Here is a 23,772-nt window from a genome sequence, read left to right on the forward strand (position 1 = left end):
ATGGGTTCAGAAATCTTGACCACTTGCTTAAAAGAATAAGACTGATTTGTGCATAGAAAAAGCACCTCAATTAAGAGGTGCTTTAGGCTCAAAATCATTCATCAATACGATTTGACAAAGAACCTTTAAAGGACGGATTTTCCGCGGTGCCACCTTGTTTTAACGGATCGATAGTCTGCGCGTATCGCAAAAAATACTCACTATCTATCACCCACTACTCTTAGCGAGGGACCAACATCCCTCCGACAACTTACGTATGCCTAACGTTCTCCCGTACTCAAAGCTTTTCGGAGAGACCCTCGATGGTCCATTTAACTATCTGCGTTCGATTGCCATTCTCAGCACCGGCAACTCTCTGGGCGTGCACGATAATCTTGACTTCCATCTCATTGGTTTATGGACGAATTGATTTGTTGTTAAGAGATTAAAGCTTAACTGAATATTTGTCAATAGGTTTATTTGAATTATTTTAATCTAATTAGAAAATGCCGTCTCCGGTTGTTAAGTAATGTCACTTCTATGTGACCGGTGCGAGCCAAGGTCTCGCGCCTCGATTTTGAGCTTTGCAAAAACCGCAAATCTCAAAATACGTCAGTGGAGTAAGGCCGGAAGAACACCGTCCTAACACCACTACCACAGCCGTATGCATTACTTAACAACCGGAGACTAGTGTATTTTCCATAACTAATAAATAGTAGATATATCTGTATCTTGAAAAGAAGTATATATACAAAAGGATCTCATGCTCTAGTTCTTACTTTCCAAATACTTCTTAGCTAATTTTTCTGTTGTATCATCAAACGCTACAAAATAAACCTTAGCATCTAGGTTGAATTTCATAACGGTATCTAGCGCCACCCTGATTGCTTCTTCCAATGGATAACTGTATATGCCAGTGCTTAGAAATGGTATTGCGACTGAATTAGCTTCTAACTTTTGAGCAATCTTCATTGATGCCGCATATGCATCGATCAATTGTTGTTTTTCACCATGTTCACCATCGTTATAACGGGGACCGACTGCATGGATTACATAGTCAGCGTTCAAATCATATGCTTTTGTATAAACTGCTGTACCCGTTGGTGTTCCGCCAAATTTCAACATATCACGGCCTAGATTTGGGCCGGCTTTACGATTTAATGCTCCGTCAACTCCACCGCCTGGAACTAAAGCACTATTTGCCGCATTAACGATTGCATCTACGTGAAATGGTAAATAAGAAATATCTCCTCTAATAATTGAAACTTTCTCCATAACGCTTACTTCTTTCATTACAAAACATATTTTTCAATGGCCTTGGAAACGCCATTTTTATTATTAGACTCTGTTACCACGTTAGCACACTTCTTGACCTCAACTGGCGCATTTTGCATTGCTACACCTAATCCAGCCAGTTTTAACATCGGCACATCATTGAAGTTATCACCTAAAGTCATAGTTTTATCAAGTGATAATCCATACACCTTAGCTAACTCTCGCAAAGCTTTTTCTTTAGAAACATGGCTATTAGTAATTTCAAGATAGTTTGGTTTGGATAGATAGAATGAACTGTTCGTAAATTCACCGTTATGAAGTTCATGCAAAACCTGACTAATTTCATCTGGATCACCAATTAACAAAAGCTTATGTACTGGGACTTTGTGTGCTGAAATCAACCGTTCGATATCCGTTACAATCGGAGTCAATTTAGTAATGTCTGCTTCAATCTTTACCCACTTGTCGATACTATTAACATACCAATCTGAACCTGAATACAGATTTACCGAAACGGTGGGATACTGTTTCTGAATAATATCATTAATTCTTTTAACGTCATTAATCTCAAGTTCATGATTCAAGATAGTTGTAAAGTCTTTTTTATCAAGGTCTTTAACCACCAAAGCGCCGTTATAACATGCAATTGGATTGTCTAAAACCCCGAGTCCTTTGGCAATTGGTAACATCCCTTCAGGCGAACGAGCAGACGCTAGCACAAATGGCACATTCTTTTGACGAAGTTGCTTCACAGCCTGTTTTAAGCCTGTGTCAATTATATTGTCATCATTTAAAATCGTGCCATCAATATCGCTCAAGATTAATCTAATATCCATCATCATCTTACCTCCTCAATATTTAACAGTCGTTGTTGCCATCACTTCTGCGCTCGGTTTAATATCGGTAATGAAATAGTCGAAATCGGATAAACTGCCGATTGAATAAGTTGCTTTCTTGGCAAACTTAGTATTTTCAGCCAATAAAATTTTGACTTTTGCATTCTTCATAATCAATTGTTTAATATAGGCATCTTCTTGATCTTCAAAACTAACTTGCCCATCCTTCAATCCAGCAGCCCCAATGAATGCCACATCAAAATTGATATGTTTTAAAATTTCAGCTTCATTCAATGAATAAAAGAAACGATTCTTCGTAAAGAATTTTCCTCCTAGAGCATGCAACTCAATATCAGGGTTTCCGCTCAACATAATGGAGTTATCCAACGAATGTGTATAAATCGTGGCCTTAGTATCGACTATTTGAGCTAGTTTTAAAACCGTTGTCGACACGTCAAAAAAATACGTACCTTGAGCTTGAATAAACGTTTGAGCCAACTCAGCAATATGTTTCTTGGCATCACTAAATTCATCCAATCGATCATTAAATGAAACTATCTCATTATTAGCAGGCAACTGCATGATTCCGCCGTGAACCCGTTTGACTTTGCCTGCTTGCGATAGCTTAGCAAAATCACGTCTGACCGTATCACGAGAAACCTGAAAATGCTCAATCATCTGTTCAGTTGTCAGAACATTATCCACACGCAATAGTTTTAAAATTTCTTCTAAACGTTGTTCTTGATACATATTTCCACCTCTTATAAGTATTTTAGCATCTTTATATGTATTTGTAGGTAATATTAAGTATTTATAAGTTGTACTACTTAAAACAACAGGTTTTCATTCGGACTAAATACTTCCTTATGATAAAATTAATATGATTATTTCAGGGGGAAACATATTTTTTATAGTGAGGTGATTTTATGAATGAAATTTCTCCGTATATCAAGGAACTGCAGCAAATCTCTCTGTATTTGGGACTAGCCACACTCGTTATATTCGGACTATTCTTATATTTCTGGCTTAAGGAACCACGTAGACTAATCCATGGGATAACTTTTACCATCTTCTTCATTACATTCTTAGCAGAGCTGGCAGTACTTATCTTCAGTACCGGCAATCAGGAATTCATTGTCGTCATGGGAGTTCTATTTGTTTTAATACTGCTTGGAATTGGTTTAGTAATGCTGTTCATGTGGGCGTTGCTGTTGTGGAATGCCATCGTCGTTTGGAAACGCGAAAGCCATACAGTTTCAAATATGCTGACATTATTTTTAGCAATTTTTCTAATCGCATTGTGGTTTGCCAATAGTGTCATAGCAAGTCATTCGAAATTCCTACCAGGCTGGTTCAACACTTTGATCTCAGGCTTACCTGTAATCGGCTTATATATAATGCTCTGTTCATATAATTATTTAGCTAGTGCATTTTTATATCAATTCTTACCACGGCGTTATAAAGCTAACTATCTAATTGTCCTAGGAGCCGGTTTAATCAACGGTGAAACTGTTTCAAAACTATTAGGTAATCGGATAGACGCGGCTATTAAATTCGCTAACAAGCAGATTAAAAAGGGTCGTCCAGCACCAAAGATTGTTTTCTCCGGTGGACAAGGACCTGATGAAAAGTTGTCTGAAGCTAGAGCGATGGCTGATTACGCAATTGCGCATGGCTGGCACGAGGACTTAGTTATCTTAGAAGACAAATCTCGTAATACCTTACAGAACATGCAATTTTCAAACGCTATTATTCAAAAGGATTACGGAGCTGACAATGCTTATATCAAATTCTTCAGTAATAATTATCACATCTTCCGCGCTGGTCTGTATGCCAAGATGGCAGGACTTGCAGCCAACGGCGTCGGTGCTCCAACTAGACTTTACTTCTTACCTAACGCTTTGATCCGTGAATTCATCGCTGTTTTCTTGATGAATAAGAAACGTCACATGATAGTTATAGGTTTAATCGGTATTGGTATTCTAATAATGATGGGAATTACAATTTATACAGATATCGTGGCCAAATAAAAAAATCGTAGAAAATTAATTCTACGATTTTTTTTATTTATTATCCTTGTGGAAAACTTTTTCCATAATCACCATTGTATAACCAGGAACTGGAACCTCTCGATTCATCGATTGAAATTTATTCTTCAAAAGAAATTTTTGACTCTGTTCATTCCCTTTAGGAAAAGCTAATTCAATTCTTACCAAACCACTATTCTCCAAAACTGTCTCTAAATCAGCAATAATTTTAGAACCAATTCCTTGTCCTTGATATTCAGAATCAACCATGAAAAAGCCGATCCAAGCGTCTTTAGGAGCTGGATAGTCAGTTATTAAGTCCAAAATGGCAACCAATTTATCACCATCAAAATAACCTAAATAATATTTATCATCCAAAGTTTTGTCTGCTGGAACAACCTTCATATCTTCCAAAATACTGTGACGAGTTGGGGCTGGCGGACAGAAATTAAAGAAATTTTGATTACTCTGAACCAATTTCAACGCATGATCAGCATCACGTGGAGTTAATTTCTTAACTTGATAACTTGTGGATAACTTATCAATCTCTAACATTTATAAATCTCCCTCTTAACGTGTATCTATTATTATCAATATTACTCTACTTAAAAGCGATAAGTAAACTTCAATAATTTTAAAAAACTAGCCGAAGGCTGGCAGTAATGTAGACAGCAGTGCTAGTGGTGTTAGGACTTTAGTCCTTACTCCACTGACGTATTTTGAGATTTGCGATTTTTGCAAAGCTCAAAATCGAGGCGTGAGACCTTGGCTCACGTCGATCACACAGCAACCTACATTACTGCCAGCCTTCGGCGGCATAAAAGAAAACAAAAAAAACATCCCTCACACCGAGAGATGTTTTTGTATCCAAAACTGAAAATAGAAATATTAACGTTTTGAGAATTGTGAAGCCTTACGGGCTTTCTTAAGACCTGGTTTCTTACGTTCCTTCATACGAGGGTCACGTGTTAAGAAGCCGGCTGCCTTGAGTGATGGTCTGAAATCAGGATCAACGTCAAGTAGCGCTCTAGCGATACCATGTCTAATTGCTCCAGCTTGTCCTGAGAAGCCTCCACCGTTAACGTTAGCAATAACGTCATAGCTGTCTGCTGTTTCAGTAACATCTAAAGGTTGTTTCATATCAGCAATCAAATTGTCAAAAGGAATGTAATCTTTGACATCACGTTTGTTGATAGTAATCTTTCCGTTTCCGGGTACTAGGCGTACACGAGCAACTGAGTCCTTGCGACGACCTGTTCCGGCGTATGATACTTGTGCCAAATTCTTTTCCTCCTTAAATTAGTTTGTTGATATCCAACATCTCTGGATTTTGTGCTTGGTGGCTGTGATCAGAACCTGCATATACATGCAACTTCTTGAATTCCATACGACCAAGTGTGTTCTTAGGCAACATGCCACGAATTGAATCTTCAACGAAGCGCTCTGGCTTTGTAGCTCTCTTTTCGCCGGCACTAATACTCTTCAACCCACCTGGGTGATCTGAGTGAGAATAATAAATCTTATTCTTAGCCTTTTTACCTGTTAATCTAACTTTATCTGCATTGATGACAATAACATTATCACCTGTATCAACGTTAGGTGTGTAAGTTGGTTTGTTCTTACCTCTAAGAATAGAAGCAACAACTGATGAAAGTCTACCTAAGACAACATCTTCACCGTCGATTACATACCATTTACGTTCAACTTCACTTGCTTTTGCTAATGGTGTTGTACGCACTTTAATTTCCTCCAGTTTCTACGTCTGTTTGACACTCAATAAGTTTCCGGGGCCTATCGTGGGGCAAACAATACCAGTTACAATAATACTGTGATTTCGACCCTAAGTCAATATTTATCCACAGATTATTCGTAAAAAACTTCTTTTAAATATAGACCACTTGCCGGAGCTGTGCCACGTGCCTCTTGGCGGTTCTTCACTTGGAACAACCTCAAGAAGTCGTGAACATCCCTACGCCCATTACCAATCTCTAACAGAGTAGCAACTAAGATTCTAACCATATTATATAGGAAGCCATTGCCTGTAAATTCGAAAACTAATTCGTCATTGTTCTTATTATACACACATGTAGCAGAATAGATAGTCCTAACTTTATTTTCTATCACTCCACCCGATGCTGCAAAACTCGTGAAATCGTGTTCACCTTCAAGATCCTTTAAGGCAATCTGAATTTTATCCACAGACAGAGTATAAGGATAATGCCCTGTGTAAAACCTTTTGAACGGATCTGTATAATGTCCACAATCCACCCGATATTGATAAGTTTTTTTCTTAACACCAAATCGAGCATGAAAATTTTCGTCAACAATTTCAGCATTTTTTACCAAAACATCTAATGGCATGAGTGAATTAAGTGCCCGTAACATATTTTCGGCTGGAATTTGCCCTGGATAATCAAAGTGAATCACCTGTCCAAAAGCATGAACGCCAGCATCTGTTCTACCAGAACCGACGACGTCAAGGTGTTGCCCTTTAGTCATCTTCATCAAAGCTTTTTCCATCACGCCTTGAACAGTACGTAACTCATTTTGGCGCTGAAAACCATGGAACTTAGTACCATCGTAAGCAATGGTTAATTTGTATCTTGTCATAAATTAATAGCTCCGTAAAAATAATAGAATAACTGTTACTGCTGCCATGAATAGCACCATGATATTATCACGTTTATCCCAGCTGAGAACACGGTATTTGCTACGTCCTTCGCCGTCTTTATAACCACGTGACTCCATCGCAATCGCTAAATCATAGGCAATCGAAAAACTGCTGACAAACAGTGGAATCAGGATAGGTACGAATGATTTGATACGTTTAATCAAACCACCCTCACCAAAATCAACCCCACGTGCACGCTGAGCATCCATGATTTTCGTTGTTTCATCAACCAATAAAGGCACGAATCGCAATGCAATCGACAACATTAAAGCAACTTGAGTCACCGGAAAATTAATTTTCTTCAATGGCTTGAGAATGCTCTCGATTGAATCGGAAATCTCGATTGGTGTCGTCGTCAATGTTAATAATGTCGAAATAAAAATAATTAATATAAATCTGATAAAAATATAACCTGCAATGACTAAACCTTCCTTAGAAAACGTGAAGATACCCCAATGCAACAGTGGATGTGCACTCGGGGTGAATAGCAATTGCAACGCGACCGTGAATAGAATCAGCCAAAATACTGGTTTTAATCCTTTGAGAAAGAAACCTAAATTAATTTTTGACAAAAAGACCGCAAATAAAACGAATGCCAATAAGAATGCATATGAAGCTACATTATTGGCCAGAAAAACTATCCCCACAAAATAGAACGTTAATAAGAACTTACCACGCGGATCTAAGCGATAAACTAGTGAATCCCCTGGTAAGTATCTCCCCAAAATTATCTTATCCATTACTTAATCACCATTTAACTGTTGTTCAATCTCAGTTCCTAACTCATTAATTGTAATCGGCAGCTTCTCAAATGAGAAACCTTTTTCAGTTAATTCTTTAGCAAAGGCCGCACTCTTAGGTAAAGTCAGTAAATCCTCTTGCAATAATTTCTGGTTGTTGAAAACTTCTTGTGGAACCCCTGTAGCAATCAGTTTTCCACGGTGGATAACTGCCATTTCTTCCGCATAGTTAGCCACATCGTCCATATTATGCGTAATCAGGATAATTGTCTTACCTTCTTGCTGCAAGCTCTTAAACAAGTCCATAATCTCCTGACGTCCCACTGGATCAAGTCCGGCAGTGGGTTCATCCAAGATGATTGTTTCTGGATCACTCGCTAAAACACCTGCAATAGCCACACGACGCATTTGTCCACCGGATAAGTCAAATGGTGACTGTTCCAACAAAGATTCGTCTAAACCGACTAATTTAATCATCTTGCGTGCAGCAGCTTTAGCTTCATCAGCACTGGCGCCAAAATTCATTGGTCCAAACATGATATCTTTTTCCACAGTATCTTCAAACAACTGACTTTCTGGAAATTGGAAAACCATACCGACTTGTTTACGTAATGACTTGAGATTCTTATTATTCGTTTCGGGAGTAATAACTCTATCTCCAACTGTAATTGTGCCTGAAGTAGGCTTCAAAAGAGCATTGATATGTCTGACCAAAGTTGATTTCCCACTACCAGTTTGACCAACAATCGCTGTAAACTTCTTATCTTGAATCTTGAATGAAACGTCATCTAAACCCAGACTAGCTGTCGGACTATCAGGGTTATACGAATGTGTTACATGTTCGAATGTAATTTCCATAATTGTTCCTTTAGCTCCTCTTCGTTTAAATAGCTGTCAGGCAATTTAATCGTGTCCCTTAGTGTTGATACCAATTCGCTCGTAAATGGCTCCTCAAGGCCAAATTTCTGCAAATCAGCCCCTAAATCGTAGATTTCTTCTGGTTTACCATCACTAACAATCTGACCATCATTCAAAACAACGATTCTCTGCGACAATTCAGTTTCTTCAATATCATGTGTGATTGAAATAATAGTCAAGTCTTGTTGACTACGTAATTGTTTGACTAAATTTAAGACAGTTTTACGCCCATCAGGGTCCAACATACTAGTCGATTCGTCCATAATAACGATTTGTGGCTTCGTAGCTAAGACACCAGCAATAGCCACACGCTGCTTTTGACCACCTGACAGCGACTGTGGATCACGCTCCTTAAAATCAGACATCTTGACCAAAGATAATGCTTCATCAACTGCTTTGACCATCTCTTCGCGTGGCATACCTTGATTCTCTAGGCCAAATGCCACATCGTCTTCTACCGTTGCCCCAACAAATTGGTGATCTGGATTCTGAAAGATAATACCAATTTTGGTACGGGCTTCCCAAATATTTTTCTCATTAATTACCTGTCCATCAACTGCAATGGTTCCGGAATCAGCTTCAATCAAACCGTCAATCAATTTGGTCAGTGTCGACTTACCACTACCGTTCTTCCCAACAATTGATAGCCACTCATTTTTATAAATATCGAGCGACAAATCCTTGATAGCTGAGCGTTTAGCTTCTGGATATGTATAATTTAAGTCTTTAATTGAAATAATTTTTTCCAAAAGTGTCTCCCCTGAAAATGTGTTATATATTAAAAGTTGTCTCCAGGGAAGATAGTATTAACCTGCTATGCGGACCGGTCCGAGCCAAAGAGCGGTCTCGAACCTCGGTTTGAAGCCTTGCATAGACCGCAAGTCTTCAAACTCGCCCGGTGGTGTAATGGCTGAAGCCATAACGCCACACCCACAGCCGGTTAATACTATCTTCCCTTCCGACTAATTGGTTTTCTTTTTGTACAAATTATCTCATGAATATTCAATTTAACACTAAACAATTTGTAATAGTTGGTATTACTAGTAATTATTATATCTAATTTGATTCATTCAACCTCAAATTATGCATTATGTCTTCATCCATATAGATTCACGAAAAGGAGTCAAATTAATATTTCAATAATCAAACACAATATTATTCCATATCCAATGATATAAAGAATAACTAGTTGGAAGAGCCGAGAGTATTCATATGCAGCGAAAGTGGCGTTATGGCTTTAGCCATTACACCACCGGACGTATTGGAGACTTACCGGTCTGTGGTAAGGCTTCAATCGAGGTTCGAGACCGCTCTTTGGCTCGGACCGTTCCGCGCAGCAGATGAATACTCTCGGCTCTGGAAACGGCATACTACTAGCTATATAATACCAAAAATTGGGTAAAAAAAAATCATTCGACAAATTAGTGTCCCCTTTGACAAGGATCTCAGAGATAGACTTAGCCGAAAACGACCATCATCTTAACACTCACTAATTTATCAGAATGACTGATTTTTTAATTATTAATAAACAATTATTATTAAACTAATTCAATAATAACCATTGGAGCTGCATCTCCACGGCGTGGAGTTGTCTTCAAAATACGTGTGTATCCACCATTACGTTCTTTGTAACGAGGTGCAATATCACTGAATAATTTTTGAAGAGCTGATTGAACAACAACTGCGTCATCATCTTCTGTAATGTTAGCAACTTCGTTTCTAACATAAGCAGCAGCTTGGCGACGAGCATGCAAATCTCCGCGTTTACCTAAGGTTATCATTTTTTCTGTTGTACGACTGATTTCTTTAGCGCGAGTCTCAGTTGTAACAATATGTTCATTAATGATTAAATCAGTAGTTAAATCGCGTAACATTGCTTTTCTTTGTGAACTGTTACGTCCTAATTTGCGGTAGCCCATGTCTATACCTCCTGTTTGAATTTGATATTATTAGTCTTCTTGCTTCAATGATAATCCAAGATCAGCAAGCTTTTCTTTAACCTCAACAAGTGATTTACGTCCTAAGTTACGAACACGCATCATATCTGCTTCGGACTTTTCAGTAAGCTCTTGCACAGTATTAATACCGGCACGCTTCAAACAATTATATGAACGAACTGATAAATCAAGTTCTTCAATAGTCATTTCAAGTTTCTTTTCTTTTTGAGTTTCCTCTTTTTCGATCATCATGTCAGCACTCTTAGCTTCTTCAGTAAGATTTACAAAACTTGTTAAATGTTCTGTAAGTATCTTAGCTGACAAACTAATAGCTTCGCGTGGTCCAATTGAACCATTTGTCCAGATATCGATTGTTAATTTGTCGAAGTCGTTTCTCTTACCCACACGAGTGTTTTCAACTTGATAGTTAACTTTTTCTACAGGTGTAAAAATTGAGTCAACTGGAAGAACACCAATAGGTGTTTCGTCCGTCTTATTTTGTTCTGCAGGAGTATATCCACGACCATTTTTAATTGTCATTTGCATGTGGAAGTGTCCACCCTCAGCAACAGTACAAATAAATTGTTCTGGATCGAGGATTTCCAAGTCATCATCAGCTTTGATATCGTTGGCTGTAACAGTGGCGGGACCGACAATGTCGATTTCGGCTTTTAAACTGTCTTCAGCGTAAGACTTAAGCTTTAATTTTTTAACGTTAAGCACGATTTGTGTAACGTCTTCAATTACGCCATCAATAGCTGAGAATTCATGCAATACACCGTCTATTTGAATATCAGATACCGCAGTACCAGGTAATGATGCTAATAAAACTCTACGTAATGAATTACCCAAAGTTGTACCATAACCTCTTTCAAGCGGTTCGATAATATATTTACCGTAACTACTACTTTCTTCAACAGAAGTAATAGATGGCTTTTCAAATTCGATCATTCGGTTAGTTCCCCTTTCAAAACGAAATGTGTGTAGCTTAGTTCATATGGGTATACAACCATTCTATACACGACGACGCTTTGGAGGACGAGAACCATTATGAGGAACTGGTGTAACATCACGAATAGCAGTAATTTCCAAACCAGTAGCTTGTAATGAACGGATTGCAGCTTCACGACCTGAACCAGGACCCTTAACAGCTACTTCGACTGTTTTCATACCATGTTCCATTGATTCCTTAGCAGCTGCTTCTCCAGCCATTTGTGCGGCAAATGGTGTTGATTTACGACTACCTTTGAATCCAAGTGCACCAGCTGATGACCATGAAACGGCATTACCGTTAACATCAGTGATCATAACAAGTGTGTTATTGAAAGTTGAGTGGATATGTGCAACACCAGCTTCAATATGCTTCTTAGTACGGCGCTTACGACCTTTACTTTGTGCCATGATTAACCTCCTATCTTATTATTACTTCTTCTTACCTGCAATGGTAGTTTTCTTACCCTTGCGAGTTCTTGCATTGTTCTTTGTGTTTTGTCCACGAACGGGCAATCCACGACGATGTCTCATACCACGATATGAGCCAATTTCTTGTAGTCTCTTGATGTTCATGCTTACTTCACGACGTAAGTCACCTTCGACACGTACATTATCAACTTCTGCACGAATTTTATCTTCTTGGTCAGGAGTTAAATCTCTTGTACGAATATCTTCAGATACGCCTGCATCTTTTAGCACTTTTTGAGCTGTTGTTTCGCCAATACCAAAAATGTATGTAAGGGCGATAACGATTCTCTTATCACGAGGTAAATCTACACCTGCTATACGAGCCATTGATCACTACACCTCCTATTTTTATTATCCTTGTCTTTGTTTGTGCTTTGGATCTGCAGAGCAAATAACCATGACGCGACCGCGTCTCTTAATTACTTTACAGTGTTCGCACATAGGTTTAACGGATGGTCTTACTTTCATATTGTGGAACCTCCATTCCATTAAAAAACTTATTATCTATATCTATATGTAATTCTTCCCTTGGTTAAATCATAAGGGGATAATTCCACGGTAACCTTATCACCGGGTAAAATTCTAATGTAGTGCATACGGATTTTACCTGATACATGGGCTAGAACTGTAGCACCATTTTCAAGTTTTACCTTAAACATCGCATTAGGCAATGTTTCTGAAATTGTGCCTTCTACTTCAATGACATCTTCTTTTGCCAAAGATATTAACCTCCATACGGGATGAAATTATTTCTGCATATACTGGCGAATTATACAATAATTTTCCGTACATGTAAACAATCAAAGCAAAAAGTTTTACAAGTTTTGTAAAACTTTCTTAACTTCGTTATAAACTTCATCTATTTCCTGTTCACCATTGATCTTGTGCAACAAGTGTAACTTGTCGTAAAAATCAATTAATGGTGTATTCATTTCAATATTAACTTTCAATCTATTCTTAACAGTCTCAGGCTTGTCGTCCTCACGTTGATAGAAGTCATGGCCGCCACAGACGTCACATGTACCTTCTACCTTAGTAGGGTTATAGATTTTATGATATGTTGCTCCACAATTAGAACAAATATATCTTCCAGATAAGCGATCAACTAATGCTTCAGGCTTAACATCGATATAGATGACAGCATCTATCGGTTTGTTTACATTCTTTGCAATTGTCTGTAAAGCGTTAGCCTGTTCAAGAGTTCTCGGAAATCCATCTAACATATATCCATCTTTTTGAACATCATCTTCAGCTAAACGTTCTTCGACGATAGCTTCGGTAACATTATCAGGAACAAGTTCACCTTTATCGATGAACCCTTTAGCCTTTAAACCAACTTCTGTCTTGTTAGCCATGGCTGCTCTAAACATGTCACCAGTTGAAATATGAACAACTTTAAAATCTTCAACAATCTTTTCTGCTTGAGTACCTTTACCAGCACCGGGTAACCCCATCAATACAATATTCATTGTCACATCTCCAATTATCTAATAAATCCAACGTATTCACGTTTCATCAAAAGACCACGTAATTGACGATCCATTTCCAAAGCAACACCAACGATGATCAATAAACTCGTACCACCTAATCCGATGGATTGAGGAAGATTGAACAAGTTAGCTGCTAATAATGGAAGCAATGAAACCAAACCTAGGAACGCAGCTCCGACGGTTGATAGCTTCATCAATACACCTGACATGAACTTGATTGTTTCATTACCAGGCCAAATGCCAGGGATATAAGCCCCTTGCTTTTGTAGGTTTTCTGCAAGCTTTTCGGGATTTACCTGAACAAATGCATAGAAGAATGTAAATAATACAATCAACAATGTATAAATGATCGAACCTGTTGTAGTTTGCATACTGAATATTTCTGTTAATACTTGATACCATTGATCTCCACTGTGATTTGCTTGGAATGCCATCAAAATTGTTTGAGGCGTAACAATAAATGAACTAGCGAAGATAACAGGAATAACACCAGCAACGTTAACCTTCAATGGTAGAAAACTTTCACTACCACTACCTGCTGCACGTCTTGTGTATTGAATAGGAATTCTTCTACTTGCTTGTTGAACATAAGTAACAAATTGCACAACAATCAAGATGATGACTACAAGGCCAACTAAGAATCCGATATTTTTTGCAAGATCTGCAGAGCTAGCGTTCGTAATATAATCACGGTAAATTTGTTTGATTCCATTAGGGAATCTAGCAATAATACCAGCGAAGATAATTACGGAAACTCCATTACCCAAACCTTTGTCAGTAATCTGCTCACCAATCCAAGTAAGAAGCATCGTACCACCAGTTAAGATAATACCGATAGTAATGAAGGCTCTCATATTAGGAGATTTAACTAATCCCAAACCACTTAATTGGTTAAAACCGGCAGTAATACCGATTGACTGAACAAAACCTAAAACAATCGTCAAATATCTCGTTACTTGATTTAACTTTCTACGACCAACTTCACCTTGTTTGCTCCATTCAACAAATTTAGGAACAATGTCCATTTGTAGAAGTTGCACAACGATTTGGGCCGTAATGAATGGTGAAACACCCATTGAGAAAATAGAGTAGTTTGAAAGACCACCACCGGTAACGGTATCCAATAAAGGAACCAAACCAGTAGATCCAACCTTATCCATTGCCGCAGCATTAACGCCAGGCACTGTGATTTGTGATCCCAAACGATATATAACAAGTAACATCAAGGTAAATAGAATCTTCTTACGGATTTCCTTTACCTTTAGAGCATCTCTGATAGTTCCAAGCATTAGATCACCTCTACAGTGCCACCAGCGGCTTCAATTGCTTTAGTAGCTGCGGCTGAACTCTTAGCAACTTTAACAGTTAACTTAGCACTAACCTCACCGTTAGCAAGCAACTTAATACCATTATATTGTTTCTTAACGATTCCTGCTGCCTTTAATGTTTCAACATTAACTTCAGCACCATCATTAAACTTACTTAATTCACTTAGGTTGACAATAGCATATTCCTTGCGGTTGATGTTATTGAATCCACGTTTTGGCATACGACGGAACAAAGGCATTTGTCCACCTTCAAAACCAATACGTGTCTTACCACCTGATCTAGCCAATTGACCTTTTTGACCACGACCAGCAGTTTTACCTGTACCACTTGAAGTACCACGACCTAGACGCTTTCTTGAGTGTCTTGAGCCTGCACTTGGCTTAAGTTCGTTTAGTTCCATTATTGCACCTCCTAATCTCTTGTAATTTTATTAATCTTTAACTTCTTCAACGCTTACTAAGTGAGCGATTTTACGTACAGCACCACGAATTGCAGCATCATCCGGCTTAACAACAGAACTTGAAACTCTTCCGAGTCCCAATTCCTTTACAGTTTTACGTTGAGCAGGAAGGCGGTGAGCTGCACTTCTAATTAGAGTAATTTTAAGTTTAGCCATTATTACACACCTTTCTTCTAGTTAAGCAATTCTTGGGCTGAGATTCCGCGCATTTCAGAAACGCTTTCGGCAGTCTTAAGTTGTTTTAATCCAGCAATTGTTGCACGAATTACGTTGATTGGTGTGTTTCTACCAAGTGACTTACTTGTAACATCACCAACACCTGATAATTCGATAACGGCACGAACAGCACCACCAGCAGCAATACCAGAACCTTCTTCAGCAGGTTTCAACATGATCTTACCAGCACCGAATGTACCGATAACTTCATGAGGAATTGTTGAACCAACCATAGGAACGTTGATAAGGTTCTTTTTAGCATCTTCAACAGCTTTACGAATAGCTTCTGGAACTTCTTGAGCTTTACCAGTACCAAAACCTACGTGACCATTCTTGTCACCAACGATTACGATAGCAGCAAAACGTAGACGGCGTCCACCTTTAACAACCTTAGTAACACGGTTGATTGAGACAACGCGATCTTCTAATTCTAATTGAGATGGATCGATATATGTCATAAATTTGGTTTCCTCCTTCTAGAATTTTAGCCCATTTTCACGAGCAGCTTCAGCAAGACTTTGAACACGTCCGTGATATAAGTAACCACCACGATCAAAGATTACATTACTAATTTTAGCTTCTTGTGCTTTTTGTGCAATTAATGCACCTACAGCTGTAGCTTGTTCAACTTTTGAACCATCTTTAATTTCTTTATCAAGAGTTGAGGCACTTGCTAGCGTTACACCCTTTACGTCATCAATAATTTGAGCGTAAATGTTTTTATTCGAACGGAATACGTTTAAGCGTGGGCGCTCAGCAGTACCAGAGATTTTGGCACGGATACGTTTTTGACGTTTTTGACGTGCTTTGTTTTTGTCTGGTTTTGTAATCACAATTTTCACCTCATAGATTTATTTACTATTTACCAGTTTTACCTTCTTTACGACGTACATATTCGCCAACATAACGAATACCTTTACCTTTATAAGGTTCTGGAGAACGTACATCGCGGATTTCAGCAGCAAATTGACCAACCTTTTGCTTTGAAATACCTAGAATGTTAATTTCTGTATTTGAAGGAGATTCGATCTTGATACCCTTTGGTGCATCCATAACAACTGGATGTGAGTAACCAACGGAAAGTGTTAGTGTGTCACCTTTAACTTGTGCACGGTAACCAACACCTCGTAGTTCAAGTTTTTTCTCGTAACCTTCTGTTACACCAATGATCATGTTGTTAAGGTTTGAACGCATTGTTCCGTGAAGAGCTTTATCATTATCGCTTTCACGTGTGAACTTAGCTTCTGTTCCTTCGATTGTCAACTTGATCTTTGAATTGAATTCTCTTGTTAATTCACCCTTAGGGCCTTTAACAGTGATGTTTTCATCTTTTTGAGTAACTGTAACTCCTGCAGGAATTTCAATTACTTTATAACCGATACGACTCAAATTAGTGCACCTCCTTACTTTATAAGTATATTACCAAATATAAGCGATTACTTCTCCACCAACGTGTTGAGCGCGGGCTTCTTTGTCAGTAATAACACCTTTTGAAGTTGAAAGAATAGCGATACCTAATCCATTAAGAACCTTTGGCACGTTATCTGAATCAACATAACTACGTAGACCTGGTCTTGAAATACGTTTCAAGCCTGAAATGACGCGTTGTTGATCTTTACCATATTTTAAGAAAATACGAAGTACGTTTTGTTTGTTATCTTCGATAACTTCGTAATTCTTGATAAATCCTTCATTCTTAAGAATTTCTGACATACTCTTCTTGATATTTGAAGCAGGAATGTCTAGAGATTCATGTTTAACCATGTTTGCATTACGAATACGTGTTAAGTAATCTGCAATAGGATCTGTCATGACCATTTGATTTGCCTCCTTTTTATATTAAAAATCTTACCAGCTAGCTTTTTTCATACCAGGGATTTGACCTTCATGAGCCAATTGACGAAGGCAAAGTCGGCAAAGCTTAAATTTACGATATACGGAATGTGGACGTCCACAGCGTTCGCAACGTGTATAAGCTTGTGATGAGAACTTTGCAGGTCTGTGATTACGTACGATTTGTGATTTCTTAGCCAATGAATTTACCTCCTATTTATTTTGTGAATGGCATACCGATTTGAGTTAATAGTTCACGTGATTCTTCATCGGTGTTAGCAGTTGTAACAATAACGATGTCCAATCCACGAATTTTGTTAACCTTATCGTAGTCAATTTCTGGGAAAACCAATTGTTCTTTAACACCGAGTGTGTAGTTACCACGACCATCAAATGAGCGTGTTGATACACCACGGAAGTCACGAACACGTGGTAAAGCAATGTTGATTAGTTTGTCAAGGAAGTCATACATACGGTCACCACGAAGTGTAACCTTAGCACCGATTGACATACCTTCACGAAGTCTGAATGTAGCGATTGATTTCTTAGCTTTTGTGATCAAAGGTTTTTGACCAGCAATCAAGCCTAATTCTTCAACAGCTTCGTCAAGATTCTTTGAGTTAGCAATAGCATCACCAACACCCATGTTCAAAACGATTTTTTCAACCTTAGGTGCTTCCATGATTGAAGAATAGTTGAACTTCTTCATCATTGATGGTGTGATTTCGCTAACGTACTTTTCTTTTAATGCGTTAACCATTTAGTTTTCTCCTTTCTTATTTATCTTCTTTATCAGTTGTTTTACTTACAACTTTAACGTTAGTTGCGCTAATAGGTCTTGCAACATCAACAATCCCGCCTTGGGGTTGAGTGCTGCTTGCCTTTGAGTGTTTCTTTACAACGTTAACGCCTTCGATGATTACTTTGTTAGCAGAAGGAATAGCTTGTTTAACTACACCTGTCTTGCCTTTAGCGTCACCTGCAATAACTTTGACATTGTCTCCAGTTTTTACAAACACTAATCAGCACCTCCTGAATTTAATTGTTCTTTTTATAGCACTTCTGGTGCTAGGGATACGATCTTCATAAAATCGTTATCACGTAGTTCACGAGCAACGGGTCCGAAGATACGTGTTCCTCTAGGTGTTTTATCAGCATTAATAATAACTGCGGCGTTTTCGTCAAATCTGATGTAAGAACCATCTGTACGGTGAGCACCTGATACAGTTCTTACGATTACAGCTTTAACAACGTCACCCTTTTTAACAACGCCACCTGGTGTTGCTTGTTTAACAGTAGCGACGATAATATCACCAATATTAGCTGTCTTGCGGTTTGAACCACCAAGAACTTTGATTGTTAGAATTTCACGAGCTCCAGAATTATCTGCAACTTTTAGACGACTTTCTTGTTGAATCACGTTTAGGCCCTCCTCTCATCAGTTATAGTCTAGATTTTGACTGCTTTTTCGACGATTTCTAATAAACGGAAGCGCTTTGTCTTTGACAAAGGTCGAGTTTCCATGATACGTACAACATCTCCAACTTTTGCTTCGTTGTTATCGTCTTGAACGTAATACTTCTTAGAATATCTAACACGTTTTCCATAAACTGGATGTTGTTTAGTAGTTTCAACAACTACAACGATTGTTTGATCCATCTTATCTGAAACGACGCGTCCTTGATATACCTTACGACGGTTACGAGTTTCTTGTGTTTCGCTCAACTTGATGTCCCCTTCCTGTCTATTAATTTTCGTTATTCTTTTGGTTTTGAGCTGTTCTTAATCTTGCAATGTTCTTTCTTACAGCCTTTAAACGAGCTGTGTTTTCCAATTGGCCTGTGGCTTGTTGGAAACGCAAGTTGAATAGTTCTTCTTTATATTCTTTAACTTTGTCTTGCAATTGAGCAGCAGTAAGCTCTTTGATTTCACTAGCCTTCATCAGCGCCACCTACTTCCTCACGTTTTACAAACTTAGTTCTTACGGGTAGTTTGTGTGATGCAAGTCTTAAAGCTTCACGAGCAACCTCTTCAGAAACGCCACCGATTTCAAACAAAATCTTTTCGCGTTTAACTGGGGCTACCCAACCAGCTGGAGCACCTTTACCATTACCCATACGAACACCTACACCCTTAGCAGTGTATGATTTATGAGGGAAGATTTTAATCCAAACCTTACCACCACGCTTCATGTAACGAGTCATAGCAACACGAGATGCTTCAATTTGTCTGTTTGTGATCCAGCTTGAATCAAGTGCCTTCAAACCATATTCACCAAATGCAACTTCTTTTCCACCTTTAGCTTCTCCGCGCATCTTTCCACGGAATTCACGACGGTGTTTTACACGTTTTGGTACTAGCATAGATTATTCTCCTTTCCCTTCATTTTTTGGTTCGTTATTATGTTGTGGCTTTGCAGGAAGAACTTCACCACGGTAGATCCAAGTTTTAACACCTAAATTACCATAAGTTGTCTTTGCTTCAACCCAAGCATAATCGATATCAGCACGCAATGTGTGCAAAGGAACAGTTCCTTCTGTATGCCATTCACGACGAGCCATATCGGCACCGTTTAAACGACCAGAAATTTGTACCTTGATACCTTTAGCACCGGCACGTCTTGAACGTTGAACTGCTTGACGTTGTGCACGTCTGAAAGCAATACGAGCTTCAAGTTGACGAGCGATACTTTCACCAACAAGTTTTGCATCTAGATCAGGTTTCTTGATTTCGATGATGTTGATGTGAATACTTCTCTTAGTTAAATTGTTTAGTTCATTACGTAATTTTTCAACTTCAGAACCACCCTTACCGATAACCATACCAGGTTTAGCAGTATGAATTGAAACTGTAACGTTCTTTGCAGTACGTTCGATTTCGATTCTTGAGACAGAAGCATTTGAAAGTTTGTCTTCAATATACTTACGAATCTTAAGGTCTTCGTGTAAAAATGTTGAAAAGTCTTTATTGTTTGCATACCATTTGGCATCCCAGTCACGGATAACACCGACACGGAATCCGACTGGATTAATCTTTTGACCCACTCAAGTTACCTCCAATACTATTCTTTTTCACTTACAACTACTGTAATGTGACTTGTTCTCTTGTTAATTGGTGATGCTGAACCTTTAGCTCTAGGACGGAAACGTTTTAGAGTTGGTCCTTCGTCTACGAAAGCTTCGCTAACGAATAAGTTTTGTGCATCTAAATCAAAGTTATGTTCTGCGTTTGCAATTGCTGACTTAAGAGCTTTAGCAATAATTGGAGAGCCTGCTCTAGGTGTGAATTGCAAAATTGCAAGTGCCTCAGCAGCTTGCTTGCCTCTGATAAGATCAATAACAAGGCGAGCTTTACGAGGTGCAATACGCACGTTAGTAACTTTAGCTGTTGCAGATGTAATTTCTTGTTCTGCCATCATTTAAGTCTCCCTTCTTATTTCTTAACTGTCTTCTTGTCATCTGTTGCGTGACCATGGAATGTACGTGTAGGTACGAATTCGCCTAACTTGTGTCCAACCATATCTTCTTGGATATAAACTGGAACATGCTTACGTCCATCATGAACTGCGATTGTATATCCTACGAAACTAGGAAAAATTGTTGAACGTCTTGACCATGTCTTGATAACTGACTTCTTGTCAGAATCTGCTTGTGCATCAATCTTCTTTAAAAGATGTGCATCAGCGAATGGTCCTTTTTTTAAACTACGACTCATCTTATGTCCTCCTTATAATTATTCTAATGAATAGTCTACTTACCTTTTCTGTGACGAACGATAAGCTTTTCAGATTTGGCATGAGTTGAACGAGTTTTCTTACCAAGAGTCTTCTTACCCCATGGTGACATAGGAGATGGATGACCGATAGGAGCTTTACCTTCACCACCACCGTGTGGGTGATCGTTAGGGTTCATAACTGATCCACGAACTGTAGGTCTAATACCTAACCAACGCTTACGACCAGCTTTACCAATCTTAATTAGTTCATGTTGTTCATTACCGATAGAACCGATAGATGCACGGCAAGTTGAAAGAACCAAACGAACTTCACCAGAAGGCAAACGTAAGATTGAATACTTTCCATCTCTACCTAGCAATTGGATTGCTGTACCAGCTGAACGACCAATTTGGCCACCCTTGCCTGGCTTCAATTCAACGTTGTGAATTGTTGTACCAACAGGAATATCTGAAAGTAGTAAAGAGTTACCTGGTTTGATATCTGCATCTTTACCAGATTGAATAGTTTGTCCTACTTCAAGACCCTTAGGAGCTAAGATGTATGATTTAACACCATCTGCATATTGAATAAGTGCAATATTAGCTGTACGGTTAGGATCATATTCAATTGACTTAACTGTAGCTTTTACATCATCTTTAATACGTTTGAAATCAATAACACGGTACTTTTGTTTGTGTCCACCACCACGGTGACGAACTGTAATATGACCATATGAATTACGACCAGCAGTATGGCTTTGAGATTCTAGAAGTGTCTTTTCAGGAGTTGTCTTAGTGATCTCGGAAAAGTCAGAACCTGTCATATTACGACGACCGTTTGTGGTTGGTTTATACTTGATAATCGCCATTATTGGACCTCCTTATTTATTCTTCGTCAAAAATCTTAATTTCATCTGAATCAGCAGTAAGAGTAACAATAGCCTTACGACGTTTTGCTGTAAAACCAACATAACGACCTTGGCGCTTCTTCTTACCAGAAACATTCATGATATTTACTTGTTTAACTTTAACACCGAAAACTTCTTCAACAGCTTGTCTAACAAGAACCTTGTTAGCATCTAAGGCAACATCGAAAGTATATTTCTTGTCGCTCATAGCATCCATTGAGCTTTCAGTTACAACGGGGCGAATAATTACGTCTCTTGCGCTCATTATCCAAGCACCTCCTCAATCTTAGAAAGTGCTGCTTGTGTAACAACTAACTTGTTAGCGTTAATAACGTCAAGTACGTTGACACCTTCTGGAGCAACAACTGTAACTTTATCAATGTTTCTAGCTGATAAAGCAACGTTGTCGTTACCATCTTCAAGAACTACAAGAGCTTTGTTGTCAGCACCTACTGTATTTAGTAATTGTGCAAAAGCCTTTGTACTTGGTTTGTCGTATGAAATTGAGTCAATAACGATTACGTTACCGTCAGCAGCCTTTTGTGAAAGTACAGACTTCAATGCCAAACGGCTAACCTTCTTAGGAAGGTGATATGCATAAGATCTTGGTGTAGGGCCGAATACGACACCACCACCTACCCATTGAGGTGATCTAATTGAACCTTGACGAGCACGTCCTGTACCCTTTTGACGCCATGGTTTTCTACCACCACCACGTACTTCAGAGCGGTTCTTAACATCATGAGTACCTTGTCTCATTGATGCACGTTGCATAAGTACTGCATCTGTAACAACACTGTTGTTTGGTTCAATACCAAAGATTGTGTCTTTTACTTCAACAGCACCGTTTTCAGCACCATTATCTTTGTAAGCTGTGATTTTTGTCATAACTCAGTTCCTCCTTCCTATTTTTGATTAGCTTTAATAGCTGTTTGAATTTTAACTAACGATTTGTTAGCACCGGGAACATTTCCCTTAATCATGATTGCATTACGTTCAGCATCAACTTTAATGATTTCAAGGTTTTGTGTAGTAACACGGTTGTTACCCATGACACCTGGAAGCATCTTACCCTTGAAGACACGGTTGATGATAGCACCCATTGAACCAGCAATACGGTGATATCTAGAACCGTGAGTTTCAGGACCACGAGCTTGTCCAAACATCTTAATGTTACCTTGCATACCATGTCCCTTTGTTGTACCTGTAACGTCGACAATATCACCAGAATTAAATGTATCAACTGTAACGTTGGCACCTAATTCATAGTCTCCCATTTCAACATCGCGGAATTCGCGAATGTAATGTTTAGGAGTTGTATTTGCCTTTTCTGCATGACCTTTGGCTGGTTTGTTTGATAGGACTTCGCGTCTATCTTCAAAACCTAGTTGAACGGCCTCATAACCATCATTTTCAACTGTTTTAAGTTGCATAACAACGTTTGGTGTTGCTTCAACAACTGTTACGGGAACAAGTTCACCGTTGTCAGTGAAAATTTGAGTCATTCCGACTTTTTTACCAAGAATTCCTTTTCTGGCCATGTTTGCACCTCCAATAATTTATTTTTAATAATTATAATTTAATTTCAATGTCAACACCAGATGGTAGATCCAACTTCATAAGTGAATCAACCGTCTTCTTTGTTGGGTTAACAACGTCGATAAGTCTTTTATGTGTACGCATTTCGAATTGCTCTCTAGAATCCTTGTGCTTATGTGGTGAAGCTAGCACTGTATATAGTGAGCGTTCTGTAGGCAATGGAATTGGACCTGAAATTTGAGCTCCAGTTCTTTTTGCTGTTTCCACGATTTTGTCAGCTGATTGATCTAGAATACGATGTTCATAAGCCTTCAAACGAATGCGAATCTTTTGACTTGCCATGGGGTTACCTCCTTTTTATCTCTTTCAAGATGACCGGCTCCGTGAAAATTTCCAACAGCCCTGCCGTGGCAAAGCGGCCGGGTGTGTCGCAACCTCT

At 38.6% G+C, this 23,772-nt stretch carries 40 protein-coding genes; 1 reads left to right on the top strand and 39 read right to left on the bottom strand.

Annotation, left to right across the window (positions count from 1 at the left end):
• Positions 1-747 precede the first annotated feature (747 nt).
• Genes AAA923_RS11705 through AAA923_RS11715 form a run of 3 tightly spaced genes read right to left on the bottom strand, consistent with a single transcriptional unit; the run spans position 748 to position 2,840 of the window.
• Entirely contained in the window at positions 748-1,254 is a 507-nt protein-coding gene (locus AAA923_RS11705; RefSeq protein ID WP_338217339.1) for a macro domain-containing protein, read from the bottom strand.
• A gap of 17 nt (positions 1,255-1,271) precedes the next feature.
• Positions 1,272-2,096, bottom strand: coding sequence for a Cof-type HAD-IIB family hydrolase (locus tag AAA923_RS11710; RefSeq protein ID WP_338217341.1), 825 nt, complete (start codon positions 2,094-2,096; stop codon positions 1,272-1,274).
• 9 nt (positions 2,097-2,105) lie between these two features.
• Positions 2,106-2,840, bottom strand: a complete 735-nt coding sequence (locus tag AAA923_RS11715; RefSeq protein WP_338217343.1) for a DeoR/GlpR family DNA-binding transcription regulator — start codon at positions 2,838-2,840, stop codon at positions 2,106-2,108.
• A gap of 176 nt (positions 2,841-3,016) precedes the next feature.
• Here AAA923_RS11715 and AAA923_RS11720 point away from each other — a divergent pair, with 176 nt between their 5' ends.
• Positions 3,017-4,120 carry a YdcF family protein gene (locus AAA923_RS11720; protein ID WP_338217345.1) on the top strand — a complete coding sequence of 368 codons (1,104 nt, stop codon included), beginning with the start codon at positions 3,017-3,019 and terminating at the stop codon, positions 4,118-4,120.
• Positions 4,121-4,153: 33 nt separating this feature from the next.
• Here AAA923_RS11720 and AAA923_RS11725 read toward each other — a convergent pair whose 3' ends face one another.
• The 36 genes from AAA923_RS11725 to rpsJ all read right to left on the bottom strand — a co-directional run bounded on the left by AAA923_RS11725 (position 4,154) and on the right by rpsJ (position 23,675).
• The gene (locus tag AAA923_RS11725; protein WP_338217346.1) at positions 4,154-4,672 is read right to left on the bottom strand and encodes a GNAT family N-acetyltransferase; all 519 of its coding nucleotides are present in this window, start codon (positions 4,670-4,672) and stop codon (positions 4,154-4,156) included.
• A gap of 333 nt (positions 4,673-5,005) precedes the next feature.
• Positions 5,006-5,398, bottom strand: a complete 393-nt coding sequence (gene rpsI, locus AAA923_RS11730) for a 30S ribosomal protein S9 (protein WP_338217348.1) — start codon at positions 5,396-5,398, stop codon at positions 5,006-5,008.
• 13 nt (positions 5,399-5,411) lie between these two features.
• A complete protein-coding gene (gene rplM / locus AAA923_RS11735; protein ID WP_338217350.1) occupies positions 5,412-5,855 on the bottom strand; it encodes a 50S ribosomal protein L13 in 444 nt (147 codons plus the stop codon).
• Positions 5,856-5,980: 125 nt separating this feature from the next.
• A complete protein-coding gene (gene truA / locus AAA923_RS11740; RefSeq protein WP_338217352.1) occupies positions 5,981-6,727 on the bottom strand; it encodes a tRNA pseudouridine(38-40) synthase TruA in 747 nt (248 codons plus the stop codon).
• 3 nt (positions 6,728-6,730) lie between these two features.
• The gene (locus tag AAA923_RS11745) at positions 6,731-7,528 is read right to left on the bottom strand and encodes an energy-coupling factor transporter transmembrane component T family protein (protein ID WP_338217354.1); all 798 of its coding nucleotides are present in this window, start codon (positions 7,526-7,528) and stop codon (positions 6,731-6,733) included.
• Positions 7,529-7,531: 3 nt separating this feature from the next.
• On the bottom strand, positions 7,532-8,386 hold the full coding sequence (locus AAA923_RS11750) for an energy-coupling factor ABC transporter ATP-binding protein (protein ID WP_338217356.1): 855 nt from the start codon (positions 8,384-8,386) through the stop codon (positions 7,532-7,534).
• Positions 8,362-9,195 carry an energy-coupling factor ABC transporter ATP-binding protein gene (locus AAA923_RS11755; RefSeq protein ID WP_338217358.1) on the bottom strand — a complete coding sequence of 278 codons (834 nt, stop codon included), beginning with the start codon at positions 9,193-9,195 and terminating at the stop codon, positions 8,362-8,364. Before AAA923_RS11755 ends, AAA923_RS11750 begins: the two co-directional genes overlap by 25 nt.
• A 789-nt stretch (positions 9,196-9,984) precedes the next feature.
• Positions 9,985-10,365: a 50S ribosomal protein L17 gene (gene rplQ / locus AAA923_RS11760; protein ID WP_041501353.1), complete on the bottom strand. Its 381-nt coding sequence runs from the start codon at positions 10,363-10,365 to the stop codon at positions 9,985-9,987.
• Positions 10,366-10,395: 30 nt separating this feature from the next.
• Entirely contained in the window at positions 10,396-11,334 is a 939-nt protein-coding gene (locus AAA923_RS11765; RefSeq protein WP_041501352.1) for a DNA-directed RNA polymerase subunit alpha, read from the bottom strand.
• Between the two features lie 63 nt (positions 11,335-11,397).
• Positions 11,398-11,784 (bottom strand): 30S ribosomal protein S11, encoded by a 387-nt coding sequence (gene rpsK, locus AAA923_RS11770; protein ID WP_041501351.1) that lies wholly within the window; start codon positions 11,782-11,784, stop codon positions 11,398-11,400.
• Positions 11,785-11,805: 21 nt separating this feature from the next.
• Positions 11,806-12,171, bottom strand: coding sequence for a 30S ribosomal protein S13 (gene rpsM / locus AAA923_RS11775; protein WP_041501350.1), 366 nt, complete (start codon positions 12,169-12,171; stop codon positions 11,806-11,808).
• 24 nt (positions 12,172-12,195) lie between these two features.
• The gene (gene rpmJ, locus AAA923_RS11780) at positions 12,196-12,312 is read right to left on the bottom strand and encodes a 50S ribosomal protein L36 (RefSeq protein ID WP_010018546.1); all 117 of its coding nucleotides are present in this window, start codon (positions 12,310-12,312) and stop codon (positions 12,196-12,198) included.
• 32 nt (positions 12,313-12,344) lie between these two features.
• A complete protein-coding gene (gene infA, locus AAA923_RS11785; RefSeq protein WP_010018544.1) occupies positions 12,345-12,563 on the bottom strand; it encodes a translation initiation factor IF-1 in 219 nt (72 codons plus the stop codon).
• A gap of 96 nt (positions 12,564-12,659) precedes the next feature.
• The gene (locus AAA923_RS11790) at positions 12,660-13,313 is read right to left on the bottom strand and encodes an adenylate kinase (protein WP_338217367.1); all 654 of its coding nucleotides are present in this window, start codon (positions 13,311-13,313) and stop codon (positions 12,660-12,662) included.
• A gap of 14 nt (positions 13,314-13,327) precedes the next feature.
• Positions 13,328-14,623: a preprotein translocase subunit SecY gene (gene secY, locus AAA923_RS11795; protein ID WP_338217370.1), complete on the bottom strand. Its 1,296-nt coding sequence runs from the start codon at positions 14,621-14,623 to the stop codon at positions 13,328-13,330.
• A complete protein-coding gene (rplO, locus tag AAA923_RS11800; protein ID WP_338217372.1) occupies positions 14,623-15,063 on the bottom strand; it encodes a 50S ribosomal protein L15 in 441 nt (146 codons plus the stop codon). Before rplO ends, secY begins: the two co-directional genes overlap by 1 nt.
• Before the next feature lie 30 nt (positions 15,064-15,093).
• Complete coding sequence (gene rpmD / locus AAA923_RS11805; RefSeq protein WP_041501346.1) at positions 15,094-15,279, bottom strand: 50S ribosomal protein L30; 186 nt, start codon at positions 15,277-15,279, stop codon at positions 15,094-15,096.
• Between the two features lie 17 nt (positions 15,280-15,296).
• Positions 15,297-15,797 carry a 30S ribosomal protein S5 gene (gene rpsE / locus AAA923_RS11810; RefSeq protein WP_041501345.1) on the bottom strand — a complete coding sequence of 167 codons (501 nt, stop codon included), beginning with the start codon at positions 15,795-15,797 and terminating at the stop codon, positions 15,297-15,299.
• Between the two features lie 18 nt (positions 15,798-15,815).
• A complete protein-coding gene (rplR, locus tag AAA923_RS11815) occupies positions 15,816-16,181 on the bottom strand; it encodes a 50S ribosomal protein L18 (RefSeq protein WP_041501344.1) in 366 nt (121 codons plus the stop codon).
• A 16-nt stretch (positions 16,182-16,197) separates the two neighbouring features.
• The gene (gene rplF, locus AAA923_RS11820; protein WP_041501343.1) at positions 16,198-16,728 is read right to left on the bottom strand and encodes a 50S ribosomal protein L6; all 531 of its coding nucleotides are present in this window, start codon (positions 16,726-16,728) and stop codon (positions 16,198-16,200) included.
• Positions 16,729-16,758: 30 nt separating this feature from the next.
• Entirely contained in the window at positions 16,759-17,157 is a 399-nt protein-coding gene (rpsH, locus tag AAA923_RS11825; RefSeq protein ID WP_041501342.1) for a 30S ribosomal protein S8, read from the bottom strand.
• A 30-nt stretch (positions 17,158-17,187) separates the two neighbouring features.
• On the bottom strand, positions 17,188-17,373 hold the full coding sequence (locus tag AAA923_RS11830; protein ID WP_010018530.1) for a type Z 30S ribosomal protein S14: 186 nt from the start codon (positions 17,371-17,373) through the stop codon (positions 17,188-17,190).
• Positions 17,374-17,389: 16 nt separating this feature from the next.
• Positions 17,390-17,932: a 50S ribosomal protein L5 gene (gene rplE, locus AAA923_RS11835; RefSeq protein WP_041501341.1), complete on the bottom strand. Its 543-nt coding sequence runs from the start codon at positions 17,930-17,932 to the stop codon at positions 17,390-17,392.
• Positions 17,933-17,948: 16 nt separating this feature from the next.
• On the bottom strand, positions 17,949-18,191 hold the full coding sequence (rplX, locus tag AAA923_RS11840) for a 50S ribosomal protein L24 (protein WP_041501340.1): 243 nt from the start codon (positions 18,189-18,191) through the stop codon (positions 17,949-17,951).
• 32 nt (positions 18,192-18,223) lie between these two features.
• Complete coding sequence (gene rplN / locus AAA923_RS11845; RefSeq protein ID WP_025084417.1) at positions 18,224-18,592, bottom strand: 50S ribosomal protein L14; 369 nt, start codon at positions 18,590-18,592, stop codon at positions 18,224-18,226.
• A 29-nt stretch (positions 18,593-18,621) separates the two neighbouring features.
• Entirely contained in the window at positions 18,622-18,897 is a 276-nt protein-coding gene (gene rpsQ, locus AAA923_RS11850; RefSeq protein WP_338217378.1) for a 30S ribosomal protein S17, read from the bottom strand.
• A 22-nt stretch (positions 18,898-18,919) separates the two neighbouring features.
• Complete coding sequence (gene rpmC, locus AAA923_RS11855) at positions 18,920-19,114, bottom strand: 50S ribosomal protein L29 (protein WP_041501338.1); 195 nt, start codon at positions 19,112-19,114, stop codon at positions 18,920-18,922.
• A complete protein-coding gene (rplP, locus tag AAA923_RS11860; RefSeq protein ID WP_041501337.1) occupies positions 19,104-19,535 on the bottom strand; it encodes a 50S ribosomal protein L16 in 432 nt (143 codons plus the stop codon). The genes rpmC and rplP overlap by 11 nt, the downstream gene beginning before the upstream one ends.
• Before the next feature lie 3 nt (positions 19,536-19,538).
• Positions 19,539-20,216 carry a 30S ribosomal protein S3 gene (rpsC, locus tag AAA923_RS11865; RefSeq protein ID WP_338217381.1) on the bottom strand — a complete coding sequence of 226 codons (678 nt, stop codon included), beginning with the start codon at positions 20,214-20,216 and terminating at the stop codon, positions 19,539-19,541.
• Positions 20,217-20,233: 17 nt separating this feature from the next.
• A complete protein-coding gene (gene rplV / locus AAA923_RS11870; RefSeq protein ID WP_041501335.1) occupies positions 20,234-20,587 on the bottom strand; it encodes a 50S ribosomal protein L22 in 354 nt (117 codons plus the stop codon).
• A gap of 17 nt (positions 20,588-20,604) precedes the next feature.
• The gene (rpsS, locus tag AAA923_RS11875) at positions 20,605-20,886 is read right to left on the bottom strand and encodes a 30S ribosomal protein S19 (protein WP_041501334.1); all 282 of its coding nucleotides are present in this window, start codon (positions 20,884-20,886) and stop codon (positions 20,605-20,607) included.
• A gap of 35 nt (positions 20,887-20,921) precedes the next feature.
• Entirely contained in the window at positions 20,922-21,755 is an 834-nt protein-coding gene (gene rplB, locus AAA923_RS11880; protein ID WP_338217384.1) for a 50S ribosomal protein L2, read from the bottom strand.
• Between the two features lie 16 nt (positions 21,756-21,771).
• Positions 21,772-22,059 (bottom strand): 50S ribosomal protein L23, encoded by a 288-nt coding sequence (rplW, locus tag AAA923_RS11885; protein ID WP_041501332.1) that lies wholly within the window; start codon positions 22,057-22,059, stop codon positions 21,772-21,774.
• On the bottom strand, positions 22,059-22,682 hold the full coding sequence (gene rplD / locus AAA923_RS11890) for a 50S ribosomal protein L4 (protein ID WP_041501331.1): 624 nt from the start codon (positions 22,680-22,682) through the stop codon (positions 22,059-22,061). The genes rplW and rplD overlap by 1 nt, the downstream gene beginning before the upstream one ends.
• A 17-nt stretch (positions 22,683-22,699) precedes the next feature.
• Entirely contained in the window at positions 22,700-23,335 is a 636-nt protein-coding gene (rplC, locus tag AAA923_RS11895; protein ID WP_041501330.1) for a 50S ribosomal protein L3, read from the bottom strand.
• A gap of 31 nt (positions 23,336-23,366) precedes the next feature.
• Positions 23,367-23,675, bottom strand: a complete 309-nt coding sequence (gene rpsJ / locus AAA923_RS11900) for a 30S ribosomal protein S10 (protein WP_010018513.1) — start codon at positions 23,673-23,675, stop codon at positions 23,367-23,369.
• Positions 23,676-23,772 lie beyond the last annotated feature (97 nt).

It is taken from the genome of Companilactobacillus muriivasis, from assembly GCF_036246245.1.
Lineage (GTDB): Bacteria > Bacillota > Bacilli > Lactobacillales > Lactobacillaceae > Companilactobacillus > Companilactobacillus muriivasis.